Here is a 22,948-nt window from a genome sequence, read left to right as displayed (position 1 = left end):
AGGGAGGGATCCGGGATGGGTGGTCAGGTGCTGCGGCTCCAGGACGTCGCCGTCAGGCGTGACGGAGCGGCTCTGCTGCGCGGCATCGACTGGACGGTCAACGAGGATGAGCGCTGGGTCGTGATCGGGCCCAACGGCGCGGGCAAGACCACCTTGTTGCAGGTCGCGGCCACGCTGCTGTATCCGAGCGAAGGCGTCGTCGAGGTGCTGGGCGAGCGGCTGGGGCAGGCCGACGTGTTCGAGCTGCGGCCGCGCATCGGGCTGGCGAGCTCGTCGCTGGCCGAGCGCATCTCGGCGGAGGAGAAGGTCATCGACCTGGTGCTGACCGCCTCCTACGGGATCATGGGCCGCTGGACCGAGGAGTACGACTCCAACGACGTCACCAGGGCCGTTGAGCTGATCGACATGCTGGGGGCGGCCCATCTGATCCGCCGCCGGTTCGGCACGCTGTCCGAGGGCGAGCGCAAACGCGTGCAGATCGCCCGCGCGCTGATGCCCGACCCCGAGATGCTGCTGCTCGACGAGCCCGCCGCCGGGCTCGACCTGGGGGGTCGCGAAGACCTGGTGCGCCGCCTGACGGCGCTCGCCGGCGACTACCGCTCGCCCACGCTGGTGCTGGTCACGCACCATGTGGAGGAGGTGCCGAGCGGCTTCACCCACGGGCTGCTGCTGCGCAACGGCTCGGTGGTGGCGCAGGGGCCGCTCGATCACGTGATGACCGCCGAAAACCTGTCGCACACGTTCGGGGTGCCGCTCACGCTCGACCGGAGCGGCGAGGGCCGCTGGTACGCCCGCGCCTACTAGATCCCTTCTCTTGGATCCAGGGTTCCCTGGCCACCCGCTGTGATCGTGCGGCGGTGTTCCCTCTAGGCTCGTGCGGATGATGCTGTGGGAGACGGTCGCGGTCTGTGCGGCGGGAGTGGCGGCCGGCGCGATCAACGCGATCGTCGGCTCGGGGTCGCTGATCACGTTTCCCACCCTGGTGGCCGTAGGGGTCGAACCGGTGGTCGCCAACGTGTCCAACACCATCGGCCTGGTGCCGGGCTCCTTCACCGGCGCCTACGGCTACCGGCGGGAGCTCGCCGGGCAGCGCGACCGGCTGATCCGGATGGGTGTGGTCTCCGCGCTGGGTTCGGTCATCGGCGGGATCCTGCTGCTCTACCTCGACCCGGGCGTGTTCCAGGTGGTCGTTCCGGTGCTGATCGGTGTGGCCTGCGTGCTGGTGGTGGTGCAGCCCAAGCTCAACGTCTGGCTGTCGGCACGGCGCGAGCACGCCCATCCCGACGGCGGGGTGCTGCTCCTGCTGGGCGTGTTCGCCTCGGGGATCTACGGTGGCTACTTCGGCGCCGCCCAGGGTGTGCTGCTGATCGGGCTGCTCGGCAGCTTCCTCAGTGACGGCATTCAGCGGGTCAACGCCGCCAAGAACGTGCTGGCGCTGATCGTCAACGGTGTCGCGGCGGTGCTGTTCGTCCTGATCGCCGAGGTCGACTGGTGGGCGGTGCTGGCGGTGGCCCTGGGGGCCATCGTGGGCGGGTTCGTGGGGGCCAAGGTGGGGCGCCGGGTTCCGGCGCCGGTCCTGCGTGGCGTGATCGTGGTGGTCGGTGTACTGGCGATTATCAAACTGGTGTACGGATAAATGCCGGGCATTGCGGGTATAAATCCGTACATGAAGGGTGATTGGGTGGAGATCGTCATCGATGCGGGCGGCACCCCGCGCACCTACGAGGTCATCGCCACCCGCGCGGGCCGCCGCGTCGAGGTGGCCACGCGGCGAGGGCTGGTCGAGGTGAGCGAGGTCACCCGGAGCGGCACCGCTGTACGCACCGCCCGGTTCATGTCGAGCCGCATCCTCGCCCTGGTGGAACATCCGGCGGACGAGCACCCGGGCTGAGTGCCCGGGCGCTGTCGCCCCCGTGCTCAGCGGAAGTCGGCCGCGTGGTCCTCCGCCCACTGGCGGAAGGTCAGCGCGGGCCGGCCGAGCAGTGTCCGCACGGTGTCGGTGACCTTCTCCGGCTCGGTCACGAACGACGCCCACCCCCGCAGGGCGCCGTCCACGAACGTCGCGTCACCCCATGCCGCCAGCAACTCCTCACGGGCGACCTCCGGCGGCAGATCCTCCCAGCGCACCTCGCGCCCCACGACCTCGCCGATGACGCGCACCTGCTCGGCCTGCGTCAGCCGCTCCGGCCCGCTGAGCACGTACGCCGCGCCGCCGTGCCCGGCCGAGGTGAGCACGTGCGCGGCCACCGCCGCGATGTCCTTCTCGTGGATCAACGACCGCGAGGCCTCCCCGTACGGCCAGCGCACCACGCCCTGGCGGATCTGGTCGGCCCACCCGAGCGTGTTGGTCGCGAAGCCGCAGGGCCGCAGGAACGTCCACGTCAGCCCGCTCTTCCGGATGAGCCGTTCGACGTCCTGGTGGAAGATCGTGGACTGCTCGTCCTCCCGGAGGTCCGCCACGTCCGCCGACAGGTAGACGATGCGGCGCGCCTGTCCGGCGATGGCCTTCACCACGGCCGAGGCCGTCTCGGCGGAGAAGCCCGGCCAGACCAGGAAGACGGTCTCCACGTCCTTCAGCGCCGGGCCCAGGGTGTCAGGCGCCGTCAGGTCGCCGCGGATCGCCTCGATCCCGGCGGGAAGGGTGGCTCTGGAGGGGTCACGGACCAGCGCCCGGACGTCGAGTCCGGCGCCGGCGAGCTGGTTGGCGACGTGCTTGCCGACGTTGCCGGTCGCCCCGGTCAGCAGAATCTTGCTCATGAGCCGACCGTAGGACCTCAAGTAAAGTTCAGGTCAAGCTCGGGCGGACCTGGATCATGCCGTCCTTGCGGATGCGCGTCTCGAAGACGGGCGCGGGCGCGGTCGCCGGCCCGTGCTCCACCGCGCCGTCGTCCAGCCGGAACGTGCTGCCGTGCCAGGGGCAGACCACGCACACCTCACCGTCCTCCACGACGAGTCGGCCCTGGTGGAGCGGGCCCGCCAGGTGCGGGCAGCGGTCCGCGAGCACGGTGACGCCGTCGCCGTGCCGGAGCACGAAGAGCTGGATGTAGCCGAGCCGCCGGGCGACCGGCCGGCCCTGCGGCAGGTCGTTGAGCATGCACAGGTCATGCCAGCCCAGCGGCACCAGATGGGTCACCTGCGGGGCGTGGTTGGCGCCCGCCGCCAGCCGGTAGGCCAGGTGGCCGCCGAGGTAGGCTCCGAGGCCGCCCACGGCGAGGCCGGCGAAGGACAGCACGCGTCCGGCGCGCTCCCGCCCTGACACGCGTGACAGCACCGAGGCGGTGAACAGCCCGAGTGCGGTCACATTTGCCAGCATGTGCACGAATCCCACCCGCTGCTGCTCGCGGTGCAGAGACGACCAGTCGGTCAGCCCGGCGGCGGCTGTGGGCAGCGCGTTGCCGATGCCCACGGTCAGCAGGAGCCGCGCGGCCCGGGGATCGATGGAAGTGAGGTCGAGCACGGCGGCGGAGAACCAGCAGCCGAGGCTGATCGTGGCCAGCGGCGGGTGCAGCGGCTTGCCCGTGGGCACGCCGTGCAGCAGGTCCCGCAGCTTCCCGGGTCGCAGCTTGCCGCGTACGGCCGTGGCCAGCGACTTGATGGGTTTGTCCATGACCGTGGACTTCTCAAGCCGTACGGCGAGATCGACCGGTCCCGTGAAACCGTGCATTTGCTTACGTCTCGGTCGTACTGTCTCTTTCACGACAAGTCACCTACCCCGGGGGTAAGGGGGTCATTCGGATAGGTGTCCCCTGGTGACGGAGAGTCGTACCAGCTCCTGGGCGTACGCGCCGAGTGACGGCGACCCCTCGGCGATGAGCCGGACCTTCTCCTCGACCTGCGTGGCCGTCACCTTGAACAGCGGCCACGTCCCGCCTTCGGTGTTGTGGTTGGCCAGGATCGGCGCGAACCGGTCGAGCGCCCTGGCGAACCTCGCCTCCGGCGTCTCACGGGCCTCGAACTCCTCCCACAGCGCGCGCATCGGCTCGGCCTGGCCGGCGGGCAGCAGGCTGAAGATCCGGTCGGCGGCGGCCCGCTCGGCCTCGGCCTGGGCGGCCACCGCGACCGGATCGTAGATGAAGGTGTCGCCCGCGTCGATCTCGACCAGGTCGTGCACCAGCAGCATGGCCGTGACCCGCTGGAGGTCGGTGCCGGGTGGAGCGTGCTCCCCGAAGATCATCGCGAGCATGGCCACGTACCAGGAGTGCTCTGCGTCGTTCTCCCGTCGCGAGCCGTCCATCAGCAGGTTGCGGCGGATGACCCGCTTCAACTTGTCGATCTCGACGGCGAAGGCGATCTGGGCGGTCAGGCGGTCCTCTGCTGGTGCGATAGTCACGCGCGACACCCTAATGCGCGATGATCACAGCAGTGGGCGAAATCGTGACCGGAACCCCGTTGAACACCGCGTTTCCGGACGGAACATCGATAGTGGTCTCATCGGTCAAGGCATTCGCGTTGACCCCGGCGTGCTCGGCGGCCACCGACTGAGCGCTGCCCGCGTGCCCCCAGCCGTGGGGCAGGGAGACGACGCCGGGCATGATCGTGTCGGTCGGCTCGATCGGCACCCTGAGCTCGCCCTTGGCCGAGCGCACCACGGCCTCGCCGTCGAGCGCGAGCCTGGCCACGTCGGCCGGGTTGATCTGCAGCGTGCACCTGTTGCTGCCGCCCACCAGCGGCCCGACGTTGTGCATCCAGCTGTTGTTGGACCGCAGGTGCCGCCGCCCGATCAGCACGATCTCCGCCGGCTCTCGCTCCAGCCCGGCGCGCAGCCGTTCGACGTCCTCGACGAGCTGAGGCGGGGCGAGCTCGATCAGGCCCGAGGCGGTCTTCAGCACCTCGGGCAACCGGGGCTCCAACGGCCCGAGGTCCAGCCCGTGCGGGTTGTCGAGCAGCTTACGCAGCGACAGGTCGCCGCCGCCGGACCACTCGCCGTAGGGGCCGAGCCTGAGCATGAGGTCGAGCCTGCGCTCCGTCCCCGACTCGCCGTCGAGCGCGGCCCGCAGCTCGGCCACGTCGCGTCCCTCGACGCCCGATCCGGGGGTGTCCACGGCCTTGGCCAGCGTCTGGCCGATGACGAACTCGTCGAGATCGCCCTCCAGCCCCGACGCGATCATGGCCAGCCTGGACAGGATCCGCGCCTCGGACGGCCGCCCGTCCAGCGGCAGCGCCGGCGGCGAGTAACGGGTGTAGTTGCGCACCGCGAACCCGAGCAGCGCGAAGTCGTAGTGCCCCGACTGCAGCACGCGCGGCGGCGGCAGGATGACGTGGGCGTGCCGGGTCGTCTCGTTCAGGTAGGGGTCGACGCAGACCATGAAGTCGAGCCCGGCGAAGGCCGTGTCGAGCCGCGGCCCGTTGGGGGCCGACAGCACCGGGTTGCCCGCCACGGTGACGAGCATCCTGATCTGCCCGTCTCCCGGCGTCTCGATCTCGTCGGCGAGCGTCGCCACGGGCAGCTCGCCGTTGGCCTCCGGCAGCCCTCTGACGCGGCTCCGCCACCGCCCCACCGTGTACGGCCTGCGCCTGCCGCCGGACTCCGTGGCCGACTTGGGGAACATGACGCCGCCCGGCCGGTCAAGGTTGCCGGTCAGCACGTTCAGCACGTCGACCAGCCACTGGGCCAGCGTGCCGAACTCGGCCGTACAGGTGCCGATCCGGGCGTAGACAGCGGCCCGGCGCGCCCCGGCCAGCTCTCGCGCGAGCCGTACGATCACCTCGGCGGGCACGCCCGTGTGCCGGGCCACCACGTCCGGCGGGAAGTGCTTGGCCGCCTCGCGCACCTCGTCGAGCCCGTTGACCTCGTGCGAGAGCCGGACCAGATCCTCGGCGAACAGCGTGTTCACCAGGCCGAACAGCAGGTAGGCGTCGGTGCCCGGCCGGACGAACACGTGCTCGTCGCCGAGCGCGGCGGTGCGGGTGCGGCGCGGGTCGACCACGACCAGCCGGCCGCCCCGCGCGCGCAGCGCCTTGAGCCTGCCGGGGAAGTCGGGCGCGGTGCAGAGTGAGCCGTTGGACTCCAGCGGGTTGGCGCCGAGCATGAGCAGGTAGTCGGTCCGGTCGAGGTCGGGCACCGGGATGGCGAGCGGGTGGCCGAACATCAGTCCGCTGGCCACGTGCTTGGGCATCTGGTCGGACGTGCTCGCGGAGAAGATGTTGCGGGTGCCGAGCGACTTGATCATCGGCCCGGCGTAGAGGGCGCCGGCCATGGTGTGGGCGCTGGGGTTGCCCAGATAGACGGCGACGGACTCGCGGCCGTGCCGCTCGGTGACCGCTTTGAGGCCCTGCTCGACGGCGGCGAACGCCTCGTCCCAGCCGGCCTCTCGCCACTGCTCGCCGTCCCTGATCAACGGCTTGCGCAGCCGGTCGGGGTCCTCGTCGAGGCGGCCGAGACTGGCGCCCTTCGGGCAGATGAACCCCTTGCTGAACGGGTCATCGCCGTCTCCCCGGACGCTCGTGACGTGCCCGCCCTCGTCGAGGGTGAGCGTCAGGCCGCAGACGGCCTCGCACAGGGGACAGGTCCGGTGAACGGTCGACGTCATCACGACTCCTGAGTTCGGAAGTTGAACTCATCTTGTCTCGTACGGCGCGCATGCGGAAGCCCCGGAGCCCCCGCGGTCTCCGGGGCTTGGCCGGCGGGCCGCCCGGCCGGTCAGCCGGCCAGGGGGCGCCGGCCGATCAGCCGACCCGCGGCAGCGCGAGCTTTCTGGACAACTCGGGCAGCGTCAGCAGATCAGGCGGCTCCTCGACGTCGGGTCGCATCGAGATCCAGGCTCGGCGACCGTAGAACCGGTCGAGCCCGGGGGAGACGGCACCCGGGATCTCGTCACGCCGGACGATCTCGACGACCACCAGGTGCGCCCAGGCGCGGTGCTTGTAGACGTTGACGGTCCTGGCCCAGCAGGCCGCCGCGATCTCCTCGGCGTACGCCTCGAACTCCGCGGCCGAGATGCCGGCCCTGGTCAGGATCAGTGCCTTCTCGCCCGTACGGGTCGGCGTGATCCAGAGCACCAGCGGAATCCGGCCCGACCGGGTGTGCATCGTGGTCTCCAGGCAGGTGCGCTGCAGGCGGTGTCTGGAGACCACGCACCAGATGTGCGCCGTCACCCAGTTGCGGCCCGCCCGGGTCGCGGCCGGCACCGAGATCGCGCTGGTCAGCACGATGAACGGCATCCAGTGGCCGTGCTGCGCCGCGCTCAGGAAGGTGAAGGTGAGCAGGCCGAGCGCGGCGGTCAGCAGCAGCTCGGTGCGGATCCGCCACAGTCTGGCCGGCAGGCTCCCGCGGCCGGCGGCGGGCAGGTCCTCGTTGGCCGGGTACATCTGGTTCCGTGGGTTCCTCGGCATCTCACGACACCTCCTCTGGCACTCTCGGCATGACCCTGAGCTGGTCGAATCGGGGATCCCGATAGGTGCGGGCGCCGAATCCGGACTTCGAGACGGTCCAGTCTCGCCGGAAGGCGAACTCGTCCGGCTCCATGCAGATCTCTCGATCCGCCCACGCGATGAGTTCCCGGATCCGGGACTTGATTCGACTGAGTCCCTTGGTACCTTGTGAGTACATAGAAGACCCCTTTCGCGGCATTATTCGAGGTGGCTTCTTTCGCCGGACTGATGGCTTACGACCGGCGTCGTCGCAGGGTGGCAGCCCTTATGCGGCGATCGGTGGTCGGCCTCGGTCCGGCTTTTCCATGGTGATTCCGGTGCTCGATCGCGATGCTGGACGGCGATGCTCGACCGAGCGATGGTCGCGGCGATTCGTCAGGTGGTGGCGGGATCCCTCCGGCAGACGGCCTCCCTGGGGTCGAGATACAAATCCGGGACGGCGACGTTGCCGATGGAGCGGCCCGCGAGGCCGCGCGTGCACGTGGACGGAATCCCCCGGGTGCTCGGCCGTCCGGTCAACCCCGGCCTCCTCGTCGATCGGGTTCCTCCTGCGCACGATCGTCTCCCCGTCGCCGTGATGCCGCAATACTTTGAGCAAGAGAAGATTTAAATTTCTTCGTGCATTGCTCGCCGATTTGCTATGCATCTACATGTGCAACTTGCACGCGAACTCTCGGGAACGCCTGTGGCTCGTGAGGGTGCAAGAAATCGTCGCCCCGTCCCCGTCCCCCGAGAGAAGCTTGCTTGCCTCCTACCGTCTCTCCGTGAAAGCCTTATGGCAAGCCTGAGTGGCACTACACATGCAAGTTGCAGTGTAAGATTGGATGAACGGCCCAGGTGGCCGGAGTTCAAACGGTCCTTTCCGGCTACACCTTCCTTCCCGACGAGGAGAGTGGACGGTGCCATCGCAGCAGGGCAGCCCGACTGTCCGAAGGCTCCGACTGGGGCAGGAGTTGCGCCTTCTCCGAGAGCGGCAGAAGCTGACGGGGGCCAAGGCTGCGCGAGAGCTCGGCTGGTCTCCCAGCAAGGTGAGTCGCATCGAGGCGGCGAAGACGATGCCCAGCGCCGAGGACATCAAGGCGATGGGCGAGCTCTACCAGGTCGACGGCGGCAAGCTTGACGAACTCTTCGGCCTGTTGCGGGATGCGGATCAGCGTGGCTGGTGGGAAGATTACGAAGACTCTCTGCCTGAGGAGTACACAAAACTCCTGGGGTTGGAGGCGGAGGCCACGGTCCAACGCAGTTGGGAACCACAGATTGTGCCGGGTCTCCTCCAGACCGAGGATTACGCGCGGGAGGTCATCCTGGCCACCCGTGGCATCGCGCGCATCACGCACAGTGGTGTCCGCAGCCGCGTCGAGGCCCGCCTCGACCGGCAGCGGCGGGTCCTCAGCAAGGCCGATCCGTCCGAGCTGAACGTCGTGCTCGACGAGTCGGCGCTGATGCGCCGCTTCGGCGAGCCGTCGGTGATGCGTGAGCAGATGGAGCATCTCCTGGAGATTTCTCTGCTGCCACACGTCAGCGTGCGCGTGCTGACGCTCGACTCGCTTCACCCGGTCAACACGGGTGCCTTCATCCATCTGAAGTTCGTGGCGTTCGACGATGTTGTATATCTAGAACAGCTGTACAGCGCACACTTCGTCGAAGACCTCGGGCTGGTGGCTGGATACGAGACGGCCTTCGACCACATCAGGTCGGAGGCGCTCGATGAGGACGAGTCTCGCGTGCTCATCCAGCGCAAGGCCATGCTCTGGCGGCGTTAGAGACGAAGACTTCCACAAGGGGCAATGGCGCCCCTTTACCCATTTGGGGAGAAAATGTACACCGACTCGAAGATGGCGGCTTGGCGGAGGAGTAGCTTCTGCAACGGCGCTTCGGCGTGCGTTGAAGTCGCTCCACTCGCGGACGGCAATGTCGCTCTCAAGGACAGCAAGACCGAGGACGGCCCCGTCCTGGTCTTCACGCCCGCCGAATGGGCCGCCTTCACCGCGGGTGTCCGCGATGGTGAGTTCGACCTGGCCGCGCTCGCCGCCAGCGCATAAAGAACGGCCCTGGCTGGTTGCTGGCACAACACACGCAGGGCCGCTCTGACGCTCCAGCTCTTTGACGGGCGGAAGACTTGCACATCATGGCACAGGACCGACCATGATGATCAACCTCTGAATTGCCCTTTCCCTGGCACGGAACGGAAAACACTCAGCCAGCCCACCGACGACCGCCGCCGCAGCGCCGAGCGCGGCAGGACGGCTCGGGTTTCGAGACCCACGAGCGGGACGACGGCCTGACGTCTCCGTGCGCTCGCGAAGCCGTACGCCCGCGGGTCCTTCGGCCCAAGAGGTCATCCACGTTCCGCCGGGCGGCGGCGCCGTACCAGGAAGAGGGAGCAGGTGCCGGCGAGGACGGCCAGGCCCGCGAGGGCGGCGGCGGTCAGCATCGTGGCCGAGCCGGTGCCCTGGTGGGAGATGAACAGGGTGCCCACCGTGGACACCCCGATGACCTGGCCGAGCTGGATCACGGTGAGCAGCGCGCCGCTCGCGTCGGCGGCGTGGGCGTCGTCCACCTGGGCGGTCGCGATGTTCGTCACCGCCACCTGCACGCCGAGCCCGGCGCCGATCAGCGCGCTCATCAGCGCGTACGCCACCCCGCCGCCGTCGGCGAGGCCGAGGCCGAGATAGGCGGGGGCGGCCACCACGTATCCGAAGGGCACCAGCGTGCGCTGCTGACGAGCGGGCAGGCGGGGCCAGCCGAGCCCGACGACGGCGAAGGCGAGCGCGCAGGGGATCATCATCATGCCCGAGGCCAGCGGCGACAGGTGGAGGTCGTTCTGCAGGTGCAGGGCCGAGGTGAAGAGGAAGGCGCCCCAGGTCGCCGGCCCGAAGAGCAGCACGCCGAGACCTGGCCGCATACCCGGGGCGCGCAGCACGCCGGCGCTGATCAGGGGCCGCCCGCCGCGGGCGGTCACGCGGCGTTCGACGGCGACGAAGACCCCGAAGACCACGACGCTCAGGCCCATCGAGACCCAGCCCCACGGCGGCCAGCCCAGATCCCGGCCCAGCACGAGCGGCACCACGAGCAGCAGCACCGCGGCCGACAGGCTGATCAGGCCCCATGGGTCGAGCCCGCCCTGGCCGCGCTCGTCGTCGGCGGGCAGCGCCCTGACACCGGCGATCAGTAACAGCGCGCCGATCGGCACCACGACCAGGAACACGACCCGCCAGCCGGCGCCGAACCCCAGCAGGATGCCGCCGAGCGCCTGACCGGCTACGATGCCGCCGCTCACCACCGCGGACCACAGGGCGATCGCCCGGCCCCGGGCCGCGCCGTGGTAGTTGCGCTGGATCAGGGTGAGCACCTGGGGCATCATCAGCGCGGCGCCGGCGCCCTGCCCGAAGCGGAACCCGATCAGCCAGCCCGTCGAGGCCGCCAGTCCCGCGCCCAGCGTCATGAGGGTGAACAGGGCCAGGCCGCCGAGGAAGGCGTTGCGATAGCCGAACAGGTCGCCGAGCCTGGCCCCGGTGATCAGCAGGACGGCGTAGACGATGGTGTAGCCGGCCACGATCATCTGCAGCGCGGCGCCGGATGAGCGCAGGTCGGCCTCGATGGTGGGGGTGGCCACGTTGACGATGTTGACGTTCAGGATGGCCAGGAACTGCCCGACGAGGATCACCGTCAGGAGCAGGCCGCTGGCCCGGGTCCGCTCCGGCGGGATGACCGGAGTGGTGGAAACGGCGATGGCACGCGTCATGACCTCTAGCATGAGGCCCATCTGATACCAGTAACGAGAGCCCATTTATACTGGTACTGGTGCTACCTGGCTAACCGGTTCCGGGTGCCTCCACAGTGGAGTGGTGACCGTGACAGAAGCTCGGCGTTCGGACCTGGCGGCCTTCCTGCGCAGCCGTCGCGAGCGGATCACACCCGAGATGGTCGATCTGCCGCCGGGCCCGCGCAGGCGCACCCCCGGCCTGCGCCGCGAGGAGGTGGCGCAGCTCGCCGGGGTGGGCGTGACCTGGTACACGTGGCTGGAGCAGGGCCGCCCGATCAACGCCAGCACCCAGGTGCTCGACGCCGTCGCGCGCACGCTCCGCCTCGACCCCGTGGAGCGGCAGCACCTCTACCGGCTGGCAGGCCAGCCGGAGACCGCGCTCACGGCCGACGTGACCCGGGTGACCCCCGAGATGCGGGAGATCCTCGACCGGCTTGACCCCCTGCCCGCCTGCCTGGCCAACAGCCGCTGCGACGTGCTGTCCTGGAACACCGCCTACGGCGCGCTCTTCCCCGAGGTCGTCGCGGCCCCGGAGGGCGAGCGCAACACCCTGTGGCAGGGCTGCGTCAACCCCAGGATGTCGGCGACCCTGGCCGACCGCGACCAGGATCTGTCGCGGGCGGTGGCGATCTTCCGGGGCGCCTACAGCCGCCACTCCGACGATCCCGGCTGGCAGGACTTCGTCCGGCGGCTCAGCGCGGAGAGCGCCGAGTTCGCCAGGCTCTGGGCACGCCAGGACGTGGCCGAGCGCGGGCCGCGGGACAAGAGGTTCAAGCACGAGGCGCTGGGTGAGATCGGCTTCCGCATCACCAGCTTCGACCTGGCGTCGGCGCCCGAGACCCGGCTGGTGATCTACACGCCGCTCGGGGAGGAGAGCCGGGCCGCCGTCGAGTGGCTCATGGCCGCCGGCTAGCAGCCGCACCGCACCGCGCACAAACCGGTCGCACATGGCATGCTCGTGGGCTGAACGTCTGGATCGAGCGGAAGTGCCAACAAGTGAGACTCCCCCGTGCCCTCCTCGCCGTGGCCGTCGTCGGCGCCCTCACCGCGGCCTCCGCGTGCTCCGCGGCCCAGTCGGAGCCACAGAGCCAGGAGGTGGTCGAGAAGCCCACGACCGCCTCGGCCAAGCCGTCGCCCGTGCGCCGGCCGTTCACGATCTCGTTCGGTGGCGACGTGCACTTCGAGGGGATGCTGCGGCCCCGGCTGAACGACCCGCGCACGGCGCTGGGGCCGATCGCGCAGGTCCTGCGCAAGGCCGACCTGTCCATGATCAACCTGGAGACCGCGATCACCACGGGCGGCACTCCGGCACCGGGCAAGCAGTACACCTTCCGGGCGCCGGCCAGCGCGTTCACCGCGCTCAAGGCCGCCGGCGTGGACGTGGTGTCGATGGCCAACAACCACGGCATGGACTACATGGAGACCGGGCTGGCCGACTCGCTGGCGGCCATCAAGCGGTCCAGGTTCCCGGTGGTGGGCATCGGCAAGGACGAGGCCGAGGCGTACAAGCCGTACCGCAAGGTCGTCAACGGCAACCGGGTGTCGATCATCGGGGCGACCCAGGTGCTCGACGCGGAGTTCATCGCCTCGTGGACGGCCGGCGGCGAGAAGGGCGGGCTCGCCTCGGCCAAGAACGAGGACCGCCTGCTGAAGGCGGTGCGCCAGGCGCGCAAGAACTCCGACACCGTGATCGTGCACCTGCACTGGGGCACCGAGATGCAGAAATGCCCCAACCCGGCGCAGCTCTCGCTCGCCCCCAAGCTGGTCAAGGCGGGCGCCGACGTGGTGGTCGGCGGCCACGCGCACATCCTGCTCGGCGCCGGATACCTGGGCAACGCCTACATCAGCTACGGCCTGGGCAACTTCGTCTTCTACAACTCCAACCCCGCCACCACCGGCCGCACCGGCGTGCTGACCCTCACCATCAACGGCCGCAAGGTGCTCAAGGACAGCTGGACCCCGGCCACCATCCAGGGCGGCCTGCCGGTGCCGATGACCGGCTCGGCCCGCACCCAGGCGGTGGCCGACTGGAAGGCGCTGCGTTCCTGCACCGGTCTGGCCTCGCGCCCCTGACCCGCTCTATGTTTGGACGAGTCGTCCAATAGGAGGTCGCGATGCGATGGATCGAATCCGGTGACGTGCGACTGGCGGTCTTCGAGGAAGGCGATCCGGACGATCCCACGATCCTGCTGATCCACGGCTATCCGGACACGCATCGCGTCTGGGACGAGGTGGCCGAGCTGCTGCGCGACCGTTTCCATGTGGTGCGGTACGACGTGCGCGGCGCCGGCGACTCGGGCGCCCCGCGCGACAACGGCCACTACACCCTCGACCACCTGGCGGCCGACCTGGTGGCCGTGCTCGACGCGATCGGCAAGCCCGCCGTGCACCTCGTCGGCCACGACTGGGGCTCGGTGCAGGGCTGGGACGCGGTGGCCAGGCCCGGCCTGCGCGACCGGCTCATCTCCTTCACCGGCTTCGGCGGCCCGGGCGTCGCCCAGACGACGAGCTTCGTCCGGCGCGGCAGGCGGCGCGACGTGGCCGGGCAGCTCGCCAGGTCGTGGTACATCGGCGCGTTCCAGACCCCCTACCTGCCCGAACTGGCCTGGCGTACGGTCATGCCCGGCCTGCTGGAGCGCACCCTGCGGCTCGACGGCGTCCAGCCCCGCCCCGGCCATCCCGCGCCCACGCTGGAGAAGGACGCCGCCAACGGGCTCTGGCTCTACCGGCGCAACATCGGCGACCGGTCAGGCGAGGCCGAGCCGGACATCGGCGTGCCGGTCCAGCTGATCGACGCCACCCGCGACCGGTTCGTGTCGCCGGGCCTGGTGGCCTGGCTCGGGCGGGGGGTGCGGAGGTTCTGGCATCGCCGGATCGCCGCCGGGCACTGGGCGCAGCGCAGCCACCCCGCCGTGGTCGCCCGGATGATCGCCGAGTTCGCCGAGCACACTGATGGCGGCCCGGCCGCGAGGAGTCTGCGCGCCGCGCTGGTGGAGGAGGGGCGCCGGGCGTTCCAGGATCGGCTGGTGGTGATCACCGGCGCGGGCAGCGGGATCGGCCGCGCCACCGCGCGGGCCTTCGCGGCGCACGGGGCCGAGGTGGTCTGCGCCGATCTCGACGCCGAGGCGGCGGCGCGCACCGCCGACGGCATCGCCAAGGACCTCGCGGGTACGGCGCACGCCGTACGGGTCGACGTGGCCGACGCCGCACAGATGGAGGACTTCGCACGAAATATCCAGACTGAGTACGGCGTGCCGGACATTGTGGTGAACAACGCGGGGATCGCGGTCAGCGGCGGTTTCCTGGACCACTCGGTCGAGGACTGGCGCCGGACCATCGACGTCAACCTGTGGGGCGTCGTCCACGGCTGCCGCCTGTTCGCCGCGCAGATGGTCGAGCGCGGAGAGGGCGGTCACATCGTCAACATCGCCTCGCTCGCCGCGTTCGCCCCGTCGAGGCTGCTGCCCGCCTACTCCACCTCCAAGGCGGCGGTGAAGATGCTCAGCGACTGTCTCCGGGCCGAGCTCGCCGGCAAGGGCATCGGCGTGAGCGCGATCTGCCCCGGCTTCGTGTCCACCCGCATCGCCCACAACGCCACGTTCGTCGGCGACGACGACCTGCGTGAGGCCGCCGAACGCGGGCTGGAGCGCCGTGGCTATCCGCCCGAGCGGGTCGCCGCGCATATCCTCCGCGCCGTGCACCGTGACCAGCCCGTCGTCCCGGTCAACGCCGAGGGGAAGATCGGCTACGCGCTGTCCAGGATCTCCCCGGGCGCGATGCGGGGACTGGCCCGGTTGTCCGGTGTTTCTGAGAGAGCGGTCTCCCGGAGAAATAAGCCCATTGACCGGTAACGATCGCCCCGATGGGGGGAGGATGGAATTCGTGCCGTCCCCCCAGATTGACGAAGACTGTTCGCAGCGCCAGCCGTTACGACGGCGGCCCACGCAGCGCCGTAGCGCGCGTCGTGTCGAGCGGATGCTCGACGCCTGCGCCGAGCTTCTCGACGAGATCGGCTACGAAGCGCTCTCGACCACTCGCATCGCGGACCGGGCCGGTGTCGCGATCGGGTCGGTCTACCAGTTCTTTCCCGACAAACGGGCGATCACCCAGGAGCTGACCCGGCGCAACGTCGAGTTGTTCGTCTCCCGGGTCGGCCGCAGGTTCCTCGACGAGGACTACGACGGCTGGTGGGAGGCGGTCGACGCGATCATCGACGAGTACGTCGCGATGCATCGGAGCGTTCCAGGTTTCAAGAGCCTGCACTTCGGCGACGTGGTCGACCTCAACCTGCTCGACTCCGACTCCGACAACAACACGGTGATCGCCGGGCGGCTGCGCGGGCTGCTGCTCCGTGAGTTCGGGCTGGCCGACAGCCATGAGCTCGACGTGGCCGTGCTGGTGGCCGTCGAGGCCGGCGACGCGGTCCTCAAGCTGGCGTTCCGGCGTCTGCCCGAGGGTTCGCCCGAGATCATCGAGGCGGCCAAGCAGCTCATCCGGGGCTTCCTGTCGCGCCAGCTCAAGGCCTGGTCGCCCACTCCCGCCTAGGGCCGACGCGGGTTCGGATCTTCTTTCGCCCTCCCTGGGTTCTTCGTGCATCCGACACTCGCTGTTGCTACCTTTGGCCGCTTTGGTCCGGAAATATCGGGAGGCGGTCTTGATGCGGCGATTGGTGTTGATAGTCGGGTGTTTGGCGGCGGCGGGATGTTCCGTGCTGCCGGGGGCCGGCGCGAAGCAGACCCCGCCCGCGACGGCCACCGGCACCCCGACACCGGTGGCCGCGCCCGTCACCGCTCAGGAGACCGCCACGGTCCTGGCGAACTACGTCAAGCGCAACAACGCCGCCAACAACGTCAGGAGCGACAAACTGCTGGCGGGTTACGAAGGCGGCTCCAGCCTCGCCATCGACAAGGCGGGTTACGCCTCCAGCCGCAGGCTCGGCCGAGGCGGTTACCGGCCGTTCGGCTACGTCAAGCCCACCCACGCCGTGCCTTCCGTCAAGGAGGGCCGCTGGTTCCTGACCACGGCGTACTGGAACCGCGGGAGCGAGACCGCCAAGGAGCCGACGTACCTGCTGTTCGCCCGCGACGGAGAGTCCTGGCGGCAGATGTACGCCCCCGACGTCTTCGAGGGCCAGGCCGTGGACGAACTCCCTGAGATCACCACGGACGCCTCGGGAACGGCCACTGAGGTGGCCCAGTCGGACGCCGCCGGGCTGATGATGTCACCCGCCATGTTCGCCAGGAGCTACGCCGCCCACCTGGTCGGCAAGGGCGCGACGAGGTCCAGGAGCCGTTTCGCGGCCGACCGGCTCACCACCGACGCCGCGTCCAGCCGCGTCAGGATGAACCAGTACGCCAAGCTCACCGAGCGCGCCCGCCCGGCGACCGGCCATCCCTCCTACGCCCTGCGCACGGCCGACGGCGGAGCGCTCGCCTTCACCACCATCCAACGGACCAGCCGCTATGACGTACGCCAGGGGCCGCGACGCAACTACGTCTTCCAGAAGGACAACGGACTCCTGCCCGGCAAGTACTACACCTACATGAAGGTCACCCGGCTGATCCAGGTCGTCGCGCACATCCCGTCGAAGACCGCCGACCTCGGCCAGGTCAAGGTGATCGGCTCCTACCAGGGCATCATCTCGGGCAGCGGTCGCTAGCCCGACCTGAGCTCGGCCCCCGCGGCGGCCCCTCGCGCCTAACGCGCCTCGGCCAGTGAGTCGACCAGCTGGGGCAGCCAGTCGGACAGCTGCGCGGGCCGGTGGTCCCTGCGGTGGTGCCGGTCCTCGGGTCGCAGCGCCGTGGCCGGTGGCTCGACCGTCGTCGGCGGGTGCACGCAGTGCTCCGGGAACGACACGGAGCCGCCCTCCCGCGCCTCGCGGGCCATCCTGATGTCCAGCCTGACCTCGACCGCTCGCAACGAGCGCTCCGCCGAGCGGATCGCGTCCAGGCGTGCCGACAGGTAGCCGGCCGTGCCCGGCAGCAGGGCCGACAGGCTCACCACACAGGCGAGCGTGAAGGTCATCTGCTTGGACATGCCCATCGCAGCCCCTCCCGCCCACGCGCGTGTTAGCGGAATATGCCCGTCGAGCAGCAGGGACACGCCGAGCGTGGTCAGTCTTTAACAAACTGTCGCGAAAACTCGTGCCCTATCGGCGATGTGCATTGACCGGGCAAAGCGGCATGCGGCTCGGTAGTCTCACGTTGTGGCGCATGTGACCCGTGAGCACCTTGATCGCCTGCTTGAGCAGGCACTGCTGGCCGACGACCACAGCTCCCTGGCCAGGCGGCTGTACGACGTCGCGCTGAGTTATTCCTCCGGCGATGTCTCCAGAGCGTCCATCCTGGTCCTCGCGGCCGAGGAATGGCGAGCGGCCGGGCAGCCGGCCCGCGCGATGGAGTGCTTCCAGCGCGCGGTGGAGGACGGCGGCGAGTCGAGCATCGACCCGCGCGCCGGCATCGCCGACACGCTGTTCGAGCTCGACAGACCCGCTGAGGCGAGGGAGGTCATCGAGACCATCCGCGCCGAGGGCCGGGCGACCCCGGCGACGTCCCACACGATCGCCGAGACCCTGGTCGCCTACGGCGACCTGAAGGCCGGGCTCGAGTGGGCGACGCAGGCCGTGCTCGCCTGCGACGAGGACGACCCCGAGCACCTGGCCCTGTTGCGCACCCGCTATCGCATCAGGGTCGACCTGGGGCTGCCCGAGGACGAGATCGACGCGCTGATCTCCTGAGCGCGGCGCGAAGAGGCCGCGGCCGGCCGGTCGCGGCCCCTTCACCTATGGAGAGCCGTGGGCGGGCGGTGCGGCCCGCACACGGGCGTGGTGGGCGTCGACGCCGGACCGGCGCTCGCCCAGCGGCCATGGTCAGCCGAGGTCGAGATCCTTCAGCAGATCGCCGACGGCGCCGGCCTCGGCCACGTCCGTCCGGGGCAGCCCGGTGGCGGCCACCGCCTCGGGCACCGTGGCGAGGGTCTTTTTCGCGACCCGGCGAGGCAGCCTGTCCACCGGCCGGCGGAAGACCCCGGGCCGGGGGAGGACCACCGGCCGCTCGCCGTCGGTGAGCTCGCCGAAGGACGTCCTGACGGGCAGCGCGGACGGCACCGTCGGAAGCCCGGGAAGGTCGGGCGTCGAGGTCATCGTCGAAACGTCCCGCAGGCCCGCCGGGTTCTGGACTCCGGACGGCAGCGCGGGGCGGCCCGAGGCGACGTCTCCGGCCAGATCGGCCGCGGCCGTGTCGGGCCGGGCCGTCGCCAGGCCGGTCAGGCCGAGCCGCTTGGCCGTCCGCGTGACGACCTCGGACACCTCCTCGCCCTCCTGGCCGGCGAGGTCGTACACCTCGGCGCCCTGGACGCCGGGCAGGCCGTCGCAGAGCGTCGTCGTGGCCGCCGGCAGGTTCGGCGTCGCCGACCGGTGGGCGCAGTCGTCCGCGGCCGCCGGGCTCGCCGCGAACCAGGCCACCCCCGCGGTCAGAGTGGCCACCGCAATGACGCTTCGGATGTTCCGAGATGACACTTCACGTCCCCCTGATCGTTCTCGGTGATCTGACGAACGCTGAAGCTAGCCAGGCGGGCGACGCGCGGCAGGCGGCTTGCCTGAAGGGTGGGCCAGACCTTACCGAGAGGGGCGCCGCCTGACCCTCCCGTGAGACGCCGACGCCCGGAGACCGATCGGTCTCCGGGCGTCGGCCGGGTGTGGTCAGGCCCGCTGGATCGTCAGCTCGTCGTCGCCGAGGTCTACCTTGACCCCGTCGCCGTCGGTGACCTCGCCGGACAGCACCGCCTTGGCCAGCTTGTCGCCGATCGCCGACTGGACCAGGCGGCGCAGCGGACGCGCGCCGTACATCGGGTCGTAGCCGGTGAGCGCCAGCCACTCGCGGGCGGCGGGCGTGACGTCCAGCGTCAGCCTGCGGTCGGACAGCCGCTGCGCGAGCCGGTCGACCTGCAGGTCGACGATGCGGGTCAGCTCTTCGGAGCCGAGCGCGTCGAACAGGATGACGTCGTCGAGCCGGTTGAGGAACTCAGGCTTGAAGGAGCCCCGCACCGCGCCCATGACGGCCTCGCGCTTGGCGCCGTTCTCCAGCTTCGGATCGACGAGGAACTGCGAGCCGATGTTGGAGGTGAGGATCAGGATCGTGTTGCGGAAGTCGACCGTACGGCCCTGCCCGTCGGTCAGCCGCCCGTCGTCGAGCACCTGCAGCAGGATGTCGAAGACCTCGGGATGAGCCTTCTCCACCTCGTCGAGCAGCACCACGGTGTAGGGCCGGCGCCGCACCGCCTCGGTGAGCTGGCCGCCCTCCTCGTAGCCCACGTAGCCGGGGGGCGCGCCGACCAGCCGGGCGACGCTGTGCTTCTCGGAGTATTCGCTCATGTCGATGCGGGTCATCGCGCGCTCGTCGTCGAACAGGAACTCCGCCAGCGCCTTGGCCAGCTCGGTCTTGCCCACACCGGTGGGGCCGAGGAACAGGAACGAGCCCGTCGGCCGGTCGGGGTCGGAGATGCCCGCGCGGCTCCGTCGTACGGCGTCGGAGACGGCCTGTACGGCCCGCTGCTGCCCGATGAGACGCCTGCCCAGCTCCTCCTCCATGCGGAGCAGCTTGGCCGTCTCAGCCTCCAGCAGACGCCCCGCCGGGATGCCCGTCCAGGACGAGATGACCTCGGCGATGTCGTCGGGGCCGACCTCCTCCTTGACCATGGCGTTGTCGGGCGGCGCGGCCTCGGACGCGGCGCGCAGCGCCTGCTCCAGCCTGGGGACCTCGGCGTACATGAGCTTGGACGCCGTCTCGAAGTCGCCGTCGCGCTGGGCCCGCTCGGCGCCGCTGCGGGCCTCGTCGAGCTGCTTCTTCAGCTCGCCGACCTTGTTCAGGCCGGCCTTCTCGTGCTCCCAGCGGCCGACCAGGGCGTTGAGCTCCTCCTGGCGGTCGGCCAGCTCCTTGCGCAGCCGTTCGAGCCGCTGGACGGAGGCGTCGTCGGTCTCCTTGGACAGCGCCAGCTCCTCCATCTTCATCCGGTCGACGTTGCGCTGGAGCTGGTCGATCTCCACCGGGCGGGAGTCGATCTCCATGCGGAGCCGGGAGGCGGCCTCGTCGACCAGGTCGATGGCCTTGTCGGGGAGGAAGCGGTTGGTGATGTAGCGATCGGACAGGGCGGCGGCGGCGACCAGCGCGCTGTCGGCGATCTGCACCTGGTGGTGGGCCTCGTAGCGGCCCTTCAGCCCGCGCAGGATCGCGATCGTGTCCTCGACGGTGGGCTCACCCACGTACACCTGCTGGAAGCGGCGCTCCAGCGCGGGATCCTTCTCGATGCGCTCGCGGTACTCGTCGAGCGTCGTCGCGCCGATCATGCGCAGCTCACCGCGGGCCAGCATGGGCTTGAGCATGTTGCCCGCGTCCATCGAGCCCTCGGCGGCGCCCGCGCCCACCACGGTGTGCAGCTCGTCGATGAAGGTGACGATCTGCCCGTTGCTCTCCTTGATCTCGGACAGCACGGCCTTGAGCCGCTCCTCGAACTCACCCCGGTATTTGGCGCCCGCGACCATCGCGCCCAGGTCGAGCGAGATCAGCCGCTTGTTGCGCAGCGACTCGGGCACGTCACCGGCCACGATGCGCTGGGCCAGGCCCTCGACGACGGCGGTCTTGCCGACGCCGGGCTCGCCGATCAGCACCGGGTTGTTCTTGGTGCGCCTCGACAGCACCTGCACGACCCGGCGGATCTCGGAGTCGCGGCCGATGACCGGGTCGAGCTTGCCGCCGCGGGCCCGCTCGGTCAGGTCGACGCCGTACTTCTCCAACGCCTGGTAGGTGTCCTCGGGGGTCTCGCTGGTGACGCGGGCGTGGCCGCGTACCTTCTCGAACGCGTCGAGCAACGCCTGCGGGGTGGCCCCCTGCGACTTGAGCAGCTCGGCCGTCTGGCCGCCGTCGGTGGCCAAGCCCACGAGCAGATGCTCGGTGGAGACGTACTCGTCCTCCAGCCGCTTGGCGCGCTGGGCCGCCGTGTTGATCACGGTCAGCAGCTGGCGCGAGCTCGACGGCGCGCTCACGGTCGAGCCCTGTGCCTTGGGCAGCGCGGCCAGTTGCTCCTCGGCCTTGGCCCGCAGTGACTTCCAGTCGGCGCCCACGGCTTCCAGCAGGGGCACGGCGGTGCCGCCGGTCTGGGAGAGCAGTGTGCCCAGCAGGTGAACCGGAGCGATCTCCGGGTTGCCCTCGGCGGCGGCGCGCCGCATGGCCCCCGAAAGAGCCTCCTGACTTTTCTGGGTGAGCTTGTAGTCCATCTTCCTAGGCCCCCGGTGGCAGCTCGTATCGGATCAGCGCCCTGACCATCCGCATCTCGGAGCGGAGGCGGTGAACCTCCTCACGCAGCCGCAGCGCCTCGTTCTCGAGCTCGAGAATCCTCTTGATGCCGGCGAGGTTGATGCCCTCCTCCTGGGAGAGCCGCTGCACCTCGCGCAGCTGGAGGATGTCGCGGGTCGAGTAGAGGCGGCCGCGCCCCGCCGTACGGCCCGGGCAGACCAGCCCGAGCCGGTCGTACTGCCGCAGAGTCTGCGGATGCAGGCCCGACAGCTGGGCGGCCACCGAGATCACATAGACAGGAGTGTCGTCTGACAGGTCGAAATAGTTGGCGTCCATCGGCTACTCGCTTCTGGCTCGCAGAATGAGATCGGCCCGCGGGTCGTCACCCGCGGTCGCGGTGTTGAACTCCGACAGGAGCTCACGCGACTTGTCGTCGAGCGTCTTGGGAACGACCACCTCGACACTGGCGAGCAGGTCTCCCTTGGTGCCGTCCTTGCGGGCGACTCCCCTGCCGCGCACCCTGAACGTACGGCCGTTGGGCGTGCCCGGCGGAATGCGCAGCGTGACCGGCATCCCCTTGAGGGTCGGCACCTTGATCTCGGCGCCGAGCGCCGCCTCGGTGAACGTCACCGGCACGACGATCGTGAGGTTGTCGCCCATCCGGCCGAACACCGCATGCGGCTTGACGTTGGTCTGGATGTAGAGGTCTCCGGCGGGACCGCCGTTCTCGCCCGGCGCGCCCTTGCCCTTGAGCTTGACCCGCTGGCCGTCGGCTACCCCGGCGGGAATGCGCGCCTGGATGGTGCGGGTGCTCTTGGCCCGGCCACTGCCCTCGCACACGGGGCAGGGGTCGTCGACGAGCAGCCCGCGGCCCTTGCAGTCGCGGCAGGGCTCGGAGAACGCGAAGTTGCCGAGGTTGCGGCTCGCCGCCCCGGTGCCCTCACAGGTCGGGCAGACCCGCGGGGTCGTGCCGGCCTTGGCTCCCGTGCCGGTGCACGCCGCGCAGGCGGCCGAGCTGGTCAGCCGGAGCGACACGGTGCTGCCCTCGACCGCCTCGGTGAACGTCAGCGTGACCTCGGACTCGACGTCCTGGCCGCGACGCGGACGCGTCGTGCCGCTCGTACGCGTCGAGCCTCCGCGGTTGAACAGCCCGCCGAACAGGTCGCCGATGCGGTCTCCCGCACCGTGACCGCCCTGTGGGCCGGCCGTGCCGCCGAACAGGTCACCGAAGTCGAACGGGAACCCGCCACCGCCGGGACGCTGGCCGCCGACACCCGACCCGAACAGCGTGCGCGCCTCGTCGTACTCCTTGCGGCGCTTGCTGTCGGACAGGATGTCGTAGGCCTCGGAGACCTCCTTGAACTTGGTCTCCTTGGCCGAGTCGCCCTGATTGGTGTCCGGGTGATACTGCCTGGCCAGCTTCCGGTACGCCTTTTTGATCTCATCGGCGGTGGCGGACTTGGGCACACCAAGGACGGCGTAGTAATCCTTCTCCAGGTAGTCCTTGGTGCTCATCTACAGG

Annotated in this window: 23 protein-coding genes; 11 read left to right on the top strand and 12 right to left on the bottom strand. The window is 70.0% G+C overall.

Annotated features, from left to right (window positions below; genetic code table 11):
* The first annotated feature begins 15 nt into the window (after positions 1–15).
* The 3 genes from AC5L3X_RS07000 (at position 16) to AC5L3X_RS06990 (ending at position 1,891) form a co-directional block, all read left to right on the top strand.
* On the top strand, positions 16–804 hold the full coding sequence (locus tag AC5L3X_RS07000; protein ID WP_494855843.1) for an ABC transporter ATP-binding protein: 789 nt from the start codon (positions 16–18) through the stop codon (positions 802–804).
* A gap of 76 nt (positions 805–880) precedes the next feature.
* Positions 881–1,636 (top strand): sulfite exporter TauE/SafE family protein, encoded by a 756-nt coding sequence (locus AC5L3X_RS06995; RefSeq protein ID WP_494855842.1) that lies wholly within the window; start codon positions 881–883, stop codon positions 1,634–1,636.
* 30 nt (positions 1,637–1,666) lie between these two features.
* On the top strand, positions 1,667–1,891 hold the full coding sequence (locus AC5L3X_RS06990) for a DUF8836 family protein (RefSeq protein WP_189124861.1): 225 nt from the start codon (positions 1,667–1,669) through the stop codon (positions 1,889–1,891).
* Between the two features lie 26 nt (positions 1,892–1,917).
* Here AC5L3X_RS06990 and AC5L3X_RS06985 read toward each other — a convergent pair whose 3' ends face one another.
* The 6 genes from AC5L3X_RS06985 to AC5L3X_RS06960 all read right to left on the bottom strand — a co-directional run bounded on the left by AC5L3X_RS06985 (position 1,918) and on the right by AC5L3X_RS06960 (position 7,465).
* Positions 1,918–2,757 carry an NAD(P)H-binding protein gene (locus tag AC5L3X_RS06985; protein WP_494855840.1) on the bottom strand — a complete coding sequence of 280 codons (840 nt, stop codon included), beginning with the start codon at positions 2,755–2,757 and terminating at the stop codon, positions 1,918–1,920.
* Positions 2,758–2,785: 28 nt separating this feature from the next.
* Positions 2,786–3,664, bottom strand: coding sequence for a Rieske 2Fe-2S domain-containing protein (locus tag AC5L3X_RS06980; RefSeq protein ID WP_494855839.1), 879 nt, complete (start codon positions 3,662–3,664; stop codon positions 2,786–2,788).
* A gap of 63 nt (positions 3,665–3,727) precedes the next feature.
* Positions 3,728–4,339, bottom strand: coding sequence for an HD domain-containing protein (locus tag AC5L3X_RS06975; protein WP_494855838.1), 612 nt, complete (start codon positions 4,337–4,339; stop codon positions 3,728–3,730).
* 1 nt (position 4,340) lies between these two features.
* Positions 4,341–6,530 (bottom strand): molybdopterin-dependent oxidoreductase, encoded by a 2,190-nt coding sequence (locus AC5L3X_RS06970; protein WP_494855837.1) that lies wholly within the window; start codon positions 6,528–6,530, stop codon positions 4,341–4,343.
* 136 nt (positions 6,531–6,666) lie between these two features.
* On the bottom strand, positions 6,667–7,332 hold the full coding sequence (locus AC5L3X_RS06965; RefSeq protein ID WP_494855835.1) for a hypothetical protein: 666 nt from the start codon (positions 7,330–7,332) through the stop codon (positions 6,667–6,669).
* A gap of 1 nt (position 7,333) precedes the next feature.
* The gene (locus tag AC5L3X_RS06960) at positions 7,334–7,465 is read right to left on the bottom strand and encodes a hypothetical protein (protein ID WP_263647933.1); all 132 of its coding nucleotides are present in this window, start codon (positions 7,463–7,465) and stop codon (positions 7,334–7,336) included.
* An 805-nt stretch (positions 7,466–8,270) separates the two neighbouring features.
* Here AC5L3X_RS06960 and AC5L3X_RS06955 point away from each other — a divergent pair.
* Positions 8,271–9,134: a helix-turn-helix domain-containing protein gene (locus AC5L3X_RS06955; RefSeq protein WP_494855833.1), complete on the top strand. Its 864-nt coding sequence runs from the start codon at positions 8,271–8,273 to the stop codon at positions 9,132–9,134.
* Between the two features lie 54 nt (positions 9,135–9,188).
* Positions 9,189–9,413 (top strand): DUF397 domain-containing protein, encoded by a 225-nt coding sequence (locus tag AC5L3X_RS06950; protein ID WP_189124869.1) that lies wholly within the window; start codon positions 9,189–9,191, stop codon positions 9,411–9,413.
* 296 nt (positions 9,414–9,709) lie between these two features.
* Here the strand turns inward: AC5L3X_RS06950 and AC5L3X_RS06945 are convergent, their stop codons facing one another.
* Entirely contained in the window at positions 9,710–11,116 is a 1,407-nt protein-coding gene (locus AC5L3X_RS06945) for an MFS transporter (RefSeq protein ID WP_189124870.1), read from the bottom strand.
* A gap of 109 nt (positions 11,117–11,225) precedes the next feature.
* Here AC5L3X_RS06945 and AC5L3X_RS06940 point away from each other — a divergent pair, with 109 nt between their 5' ends.
* The 5 genes from AC5L3X_RS06940 (at position 11,226) to AC5L3X_RS06920 (ending at position 16,796) form a co-directional block, all read left to right on the top strand.
* On the top strand, positions 11,226–12,050 hold the full coding sequence (locus tag AC5L3X_RS06940) for a helix-turn-helix transcriptional regulator (RefSeq protein ID WP_494855831.1): 825 nt from the start codon (positions 11,226–11,228) through the stop codon (positions 12,048–12,050).
* Between the two features lie 83 nt (positions 12,051–12,133).
* Entirely contained in the window at positions 12,134–13,210 is a 1,077-nt protein-coding gene (locus tag AC5L3X_RS06935) for a CapA family protein (protein WP_494855830.1), read from the top strand.
* Positions 13,211–13,251: 41 nt separating this feature from the next.
* Positions 13,252–14,988, top strand: a complete 1,737-nt coding sequence (locus tag AC5L3X_RS06930) for an SDR family oxidoreductase (RefSeq protein ID WP_494855828.1) — start codon at positions 13,252–13,254, stop codon at positions 14,986–14,988.
* A 124-nt stretch (positions 14,989–15,112) separates the two neighbouring features.
* Positions 15,113–15,682 (top strand): TetR/AcrR family transcriptional regulator, encoded by a 570-nt coding sequence (locus AC5L3X_RS06925; RefSeq protein WP_225262846.1) that lies wholly within the window; start codon positions 15,113–15,115, stop codon positions 15,680–15,682.
* A 163-nt stretch (positions 15,683–15,845) separates the two neighbouring features.
* Positions 15,846–16,796 (top strand): DUF8094 domain-containing protein, encoded by a 951-nt coding sequence (locus tag AC5L3X_RS06920; RefSeq protein WP_494855827.1) that lies wholly within the window; start codon positions 15,846–15,848, stop codon positions 16,794–16,796.
* Between the two features lie 38 nt (positions 16,797–16,834).
* Here the strand turns inward: AC5L3X_RS06920 and AC5L3X_RS06915 are convergent, their stop codons facing one another.
* Positions 16,835–17,173, bottom strand: coding sequence for a hypothetical protein (locus AC5L3X_RS06915; RefSeq protein WP_494855826.1), 339 nt, complete (start codon positions 17,171–17,173; stop codon positions 16,835–16,837).
* Positions 17,174–17,342: 169 nt separating this feature from the next.
* Here AC5L3X_RS06915 and AC5L3X_RS06910 point away from each other — a divergent pair, with 169 nt between their 5' ends.
* Positions 17,343–17,873: a tetratricopeptide repeat protein gene (locus AC5L3X_RS06910; protein WP_494855825.1), complete on the top strand. Its 531-nt coding sequence runs from the start codon at positions 17,343–17,345 to the stop codon at positions 17,871–17,873.
* Between the two features lie 132 nt (positions 17,874–18,005).
* Here the strand turns inward: AC5L3X_RS06910 and AC5L3X_RS06905 are convergent, their stop codons facing one another.
* The 4 genes from AC5L3X_RS06905 to dnaJ form a co-directional block, all read right to left on the bottom strand.
* Positions 18,006–18,620, bottom strand: a complete 615-nt coding sequence (locus AC5L3X_RS06905) for a hypothetical protein (protein ID WP_494855823.1) — start codon at positions 18,618–18,620, stop codon at positions 18,006–18,008.
* Between the two features lie 216 nt (positions 18,621–18,836).
* Positions 18,837–21,407: an ATP-dependent chaperone ClpB gene (gene clpB / locus AC5L3X_RS06900; RefSeq protein WP_189124876.1), complete on the bottom strand. Its 2,571-nt coding sequence runs from the start codon at positions 21,405–21,407 to the stop codon at positions 18,837–18,839.
* A 4-nt stretch (positions 21,408–21,411) separates the two neighbouring features.
* Positions 21,412–21,762 (bottom strand): heat shock protein transcriptional repressor HspR, encoded by a 351-nt coding sequence (locus tag AC5L3X_RS06895; RefSeq protein ID WP_189124877.1) that lies wholly within the window; start codon positions 21,760–21,762, stop codon positions 21,412–21,414.
* A gap of 3 nt (positions 21,763–21,765) precedes the next feature.
* Entirely contained in the window at positions 21,766–22,941 is a 1,176-nt protein-coding gene (gene dnaJ / locus AC5L3X_RS06890) for a molecular chaperone DnaJ (RefSeq protein WP_494855821.1), read from the bottom strand.
* Between the last annotated feature and the right edge of the window lie 7 nt (positions 22,942–22,948).

The sequence above is a fragment of the Nonomuraea sp. CX421 genome, from assembly GCF_059358955.1.
Note: the sequence above shows the minus strand (reverse complement) of the source record. Positions and strands in the feature narration are given on the sequence as shown.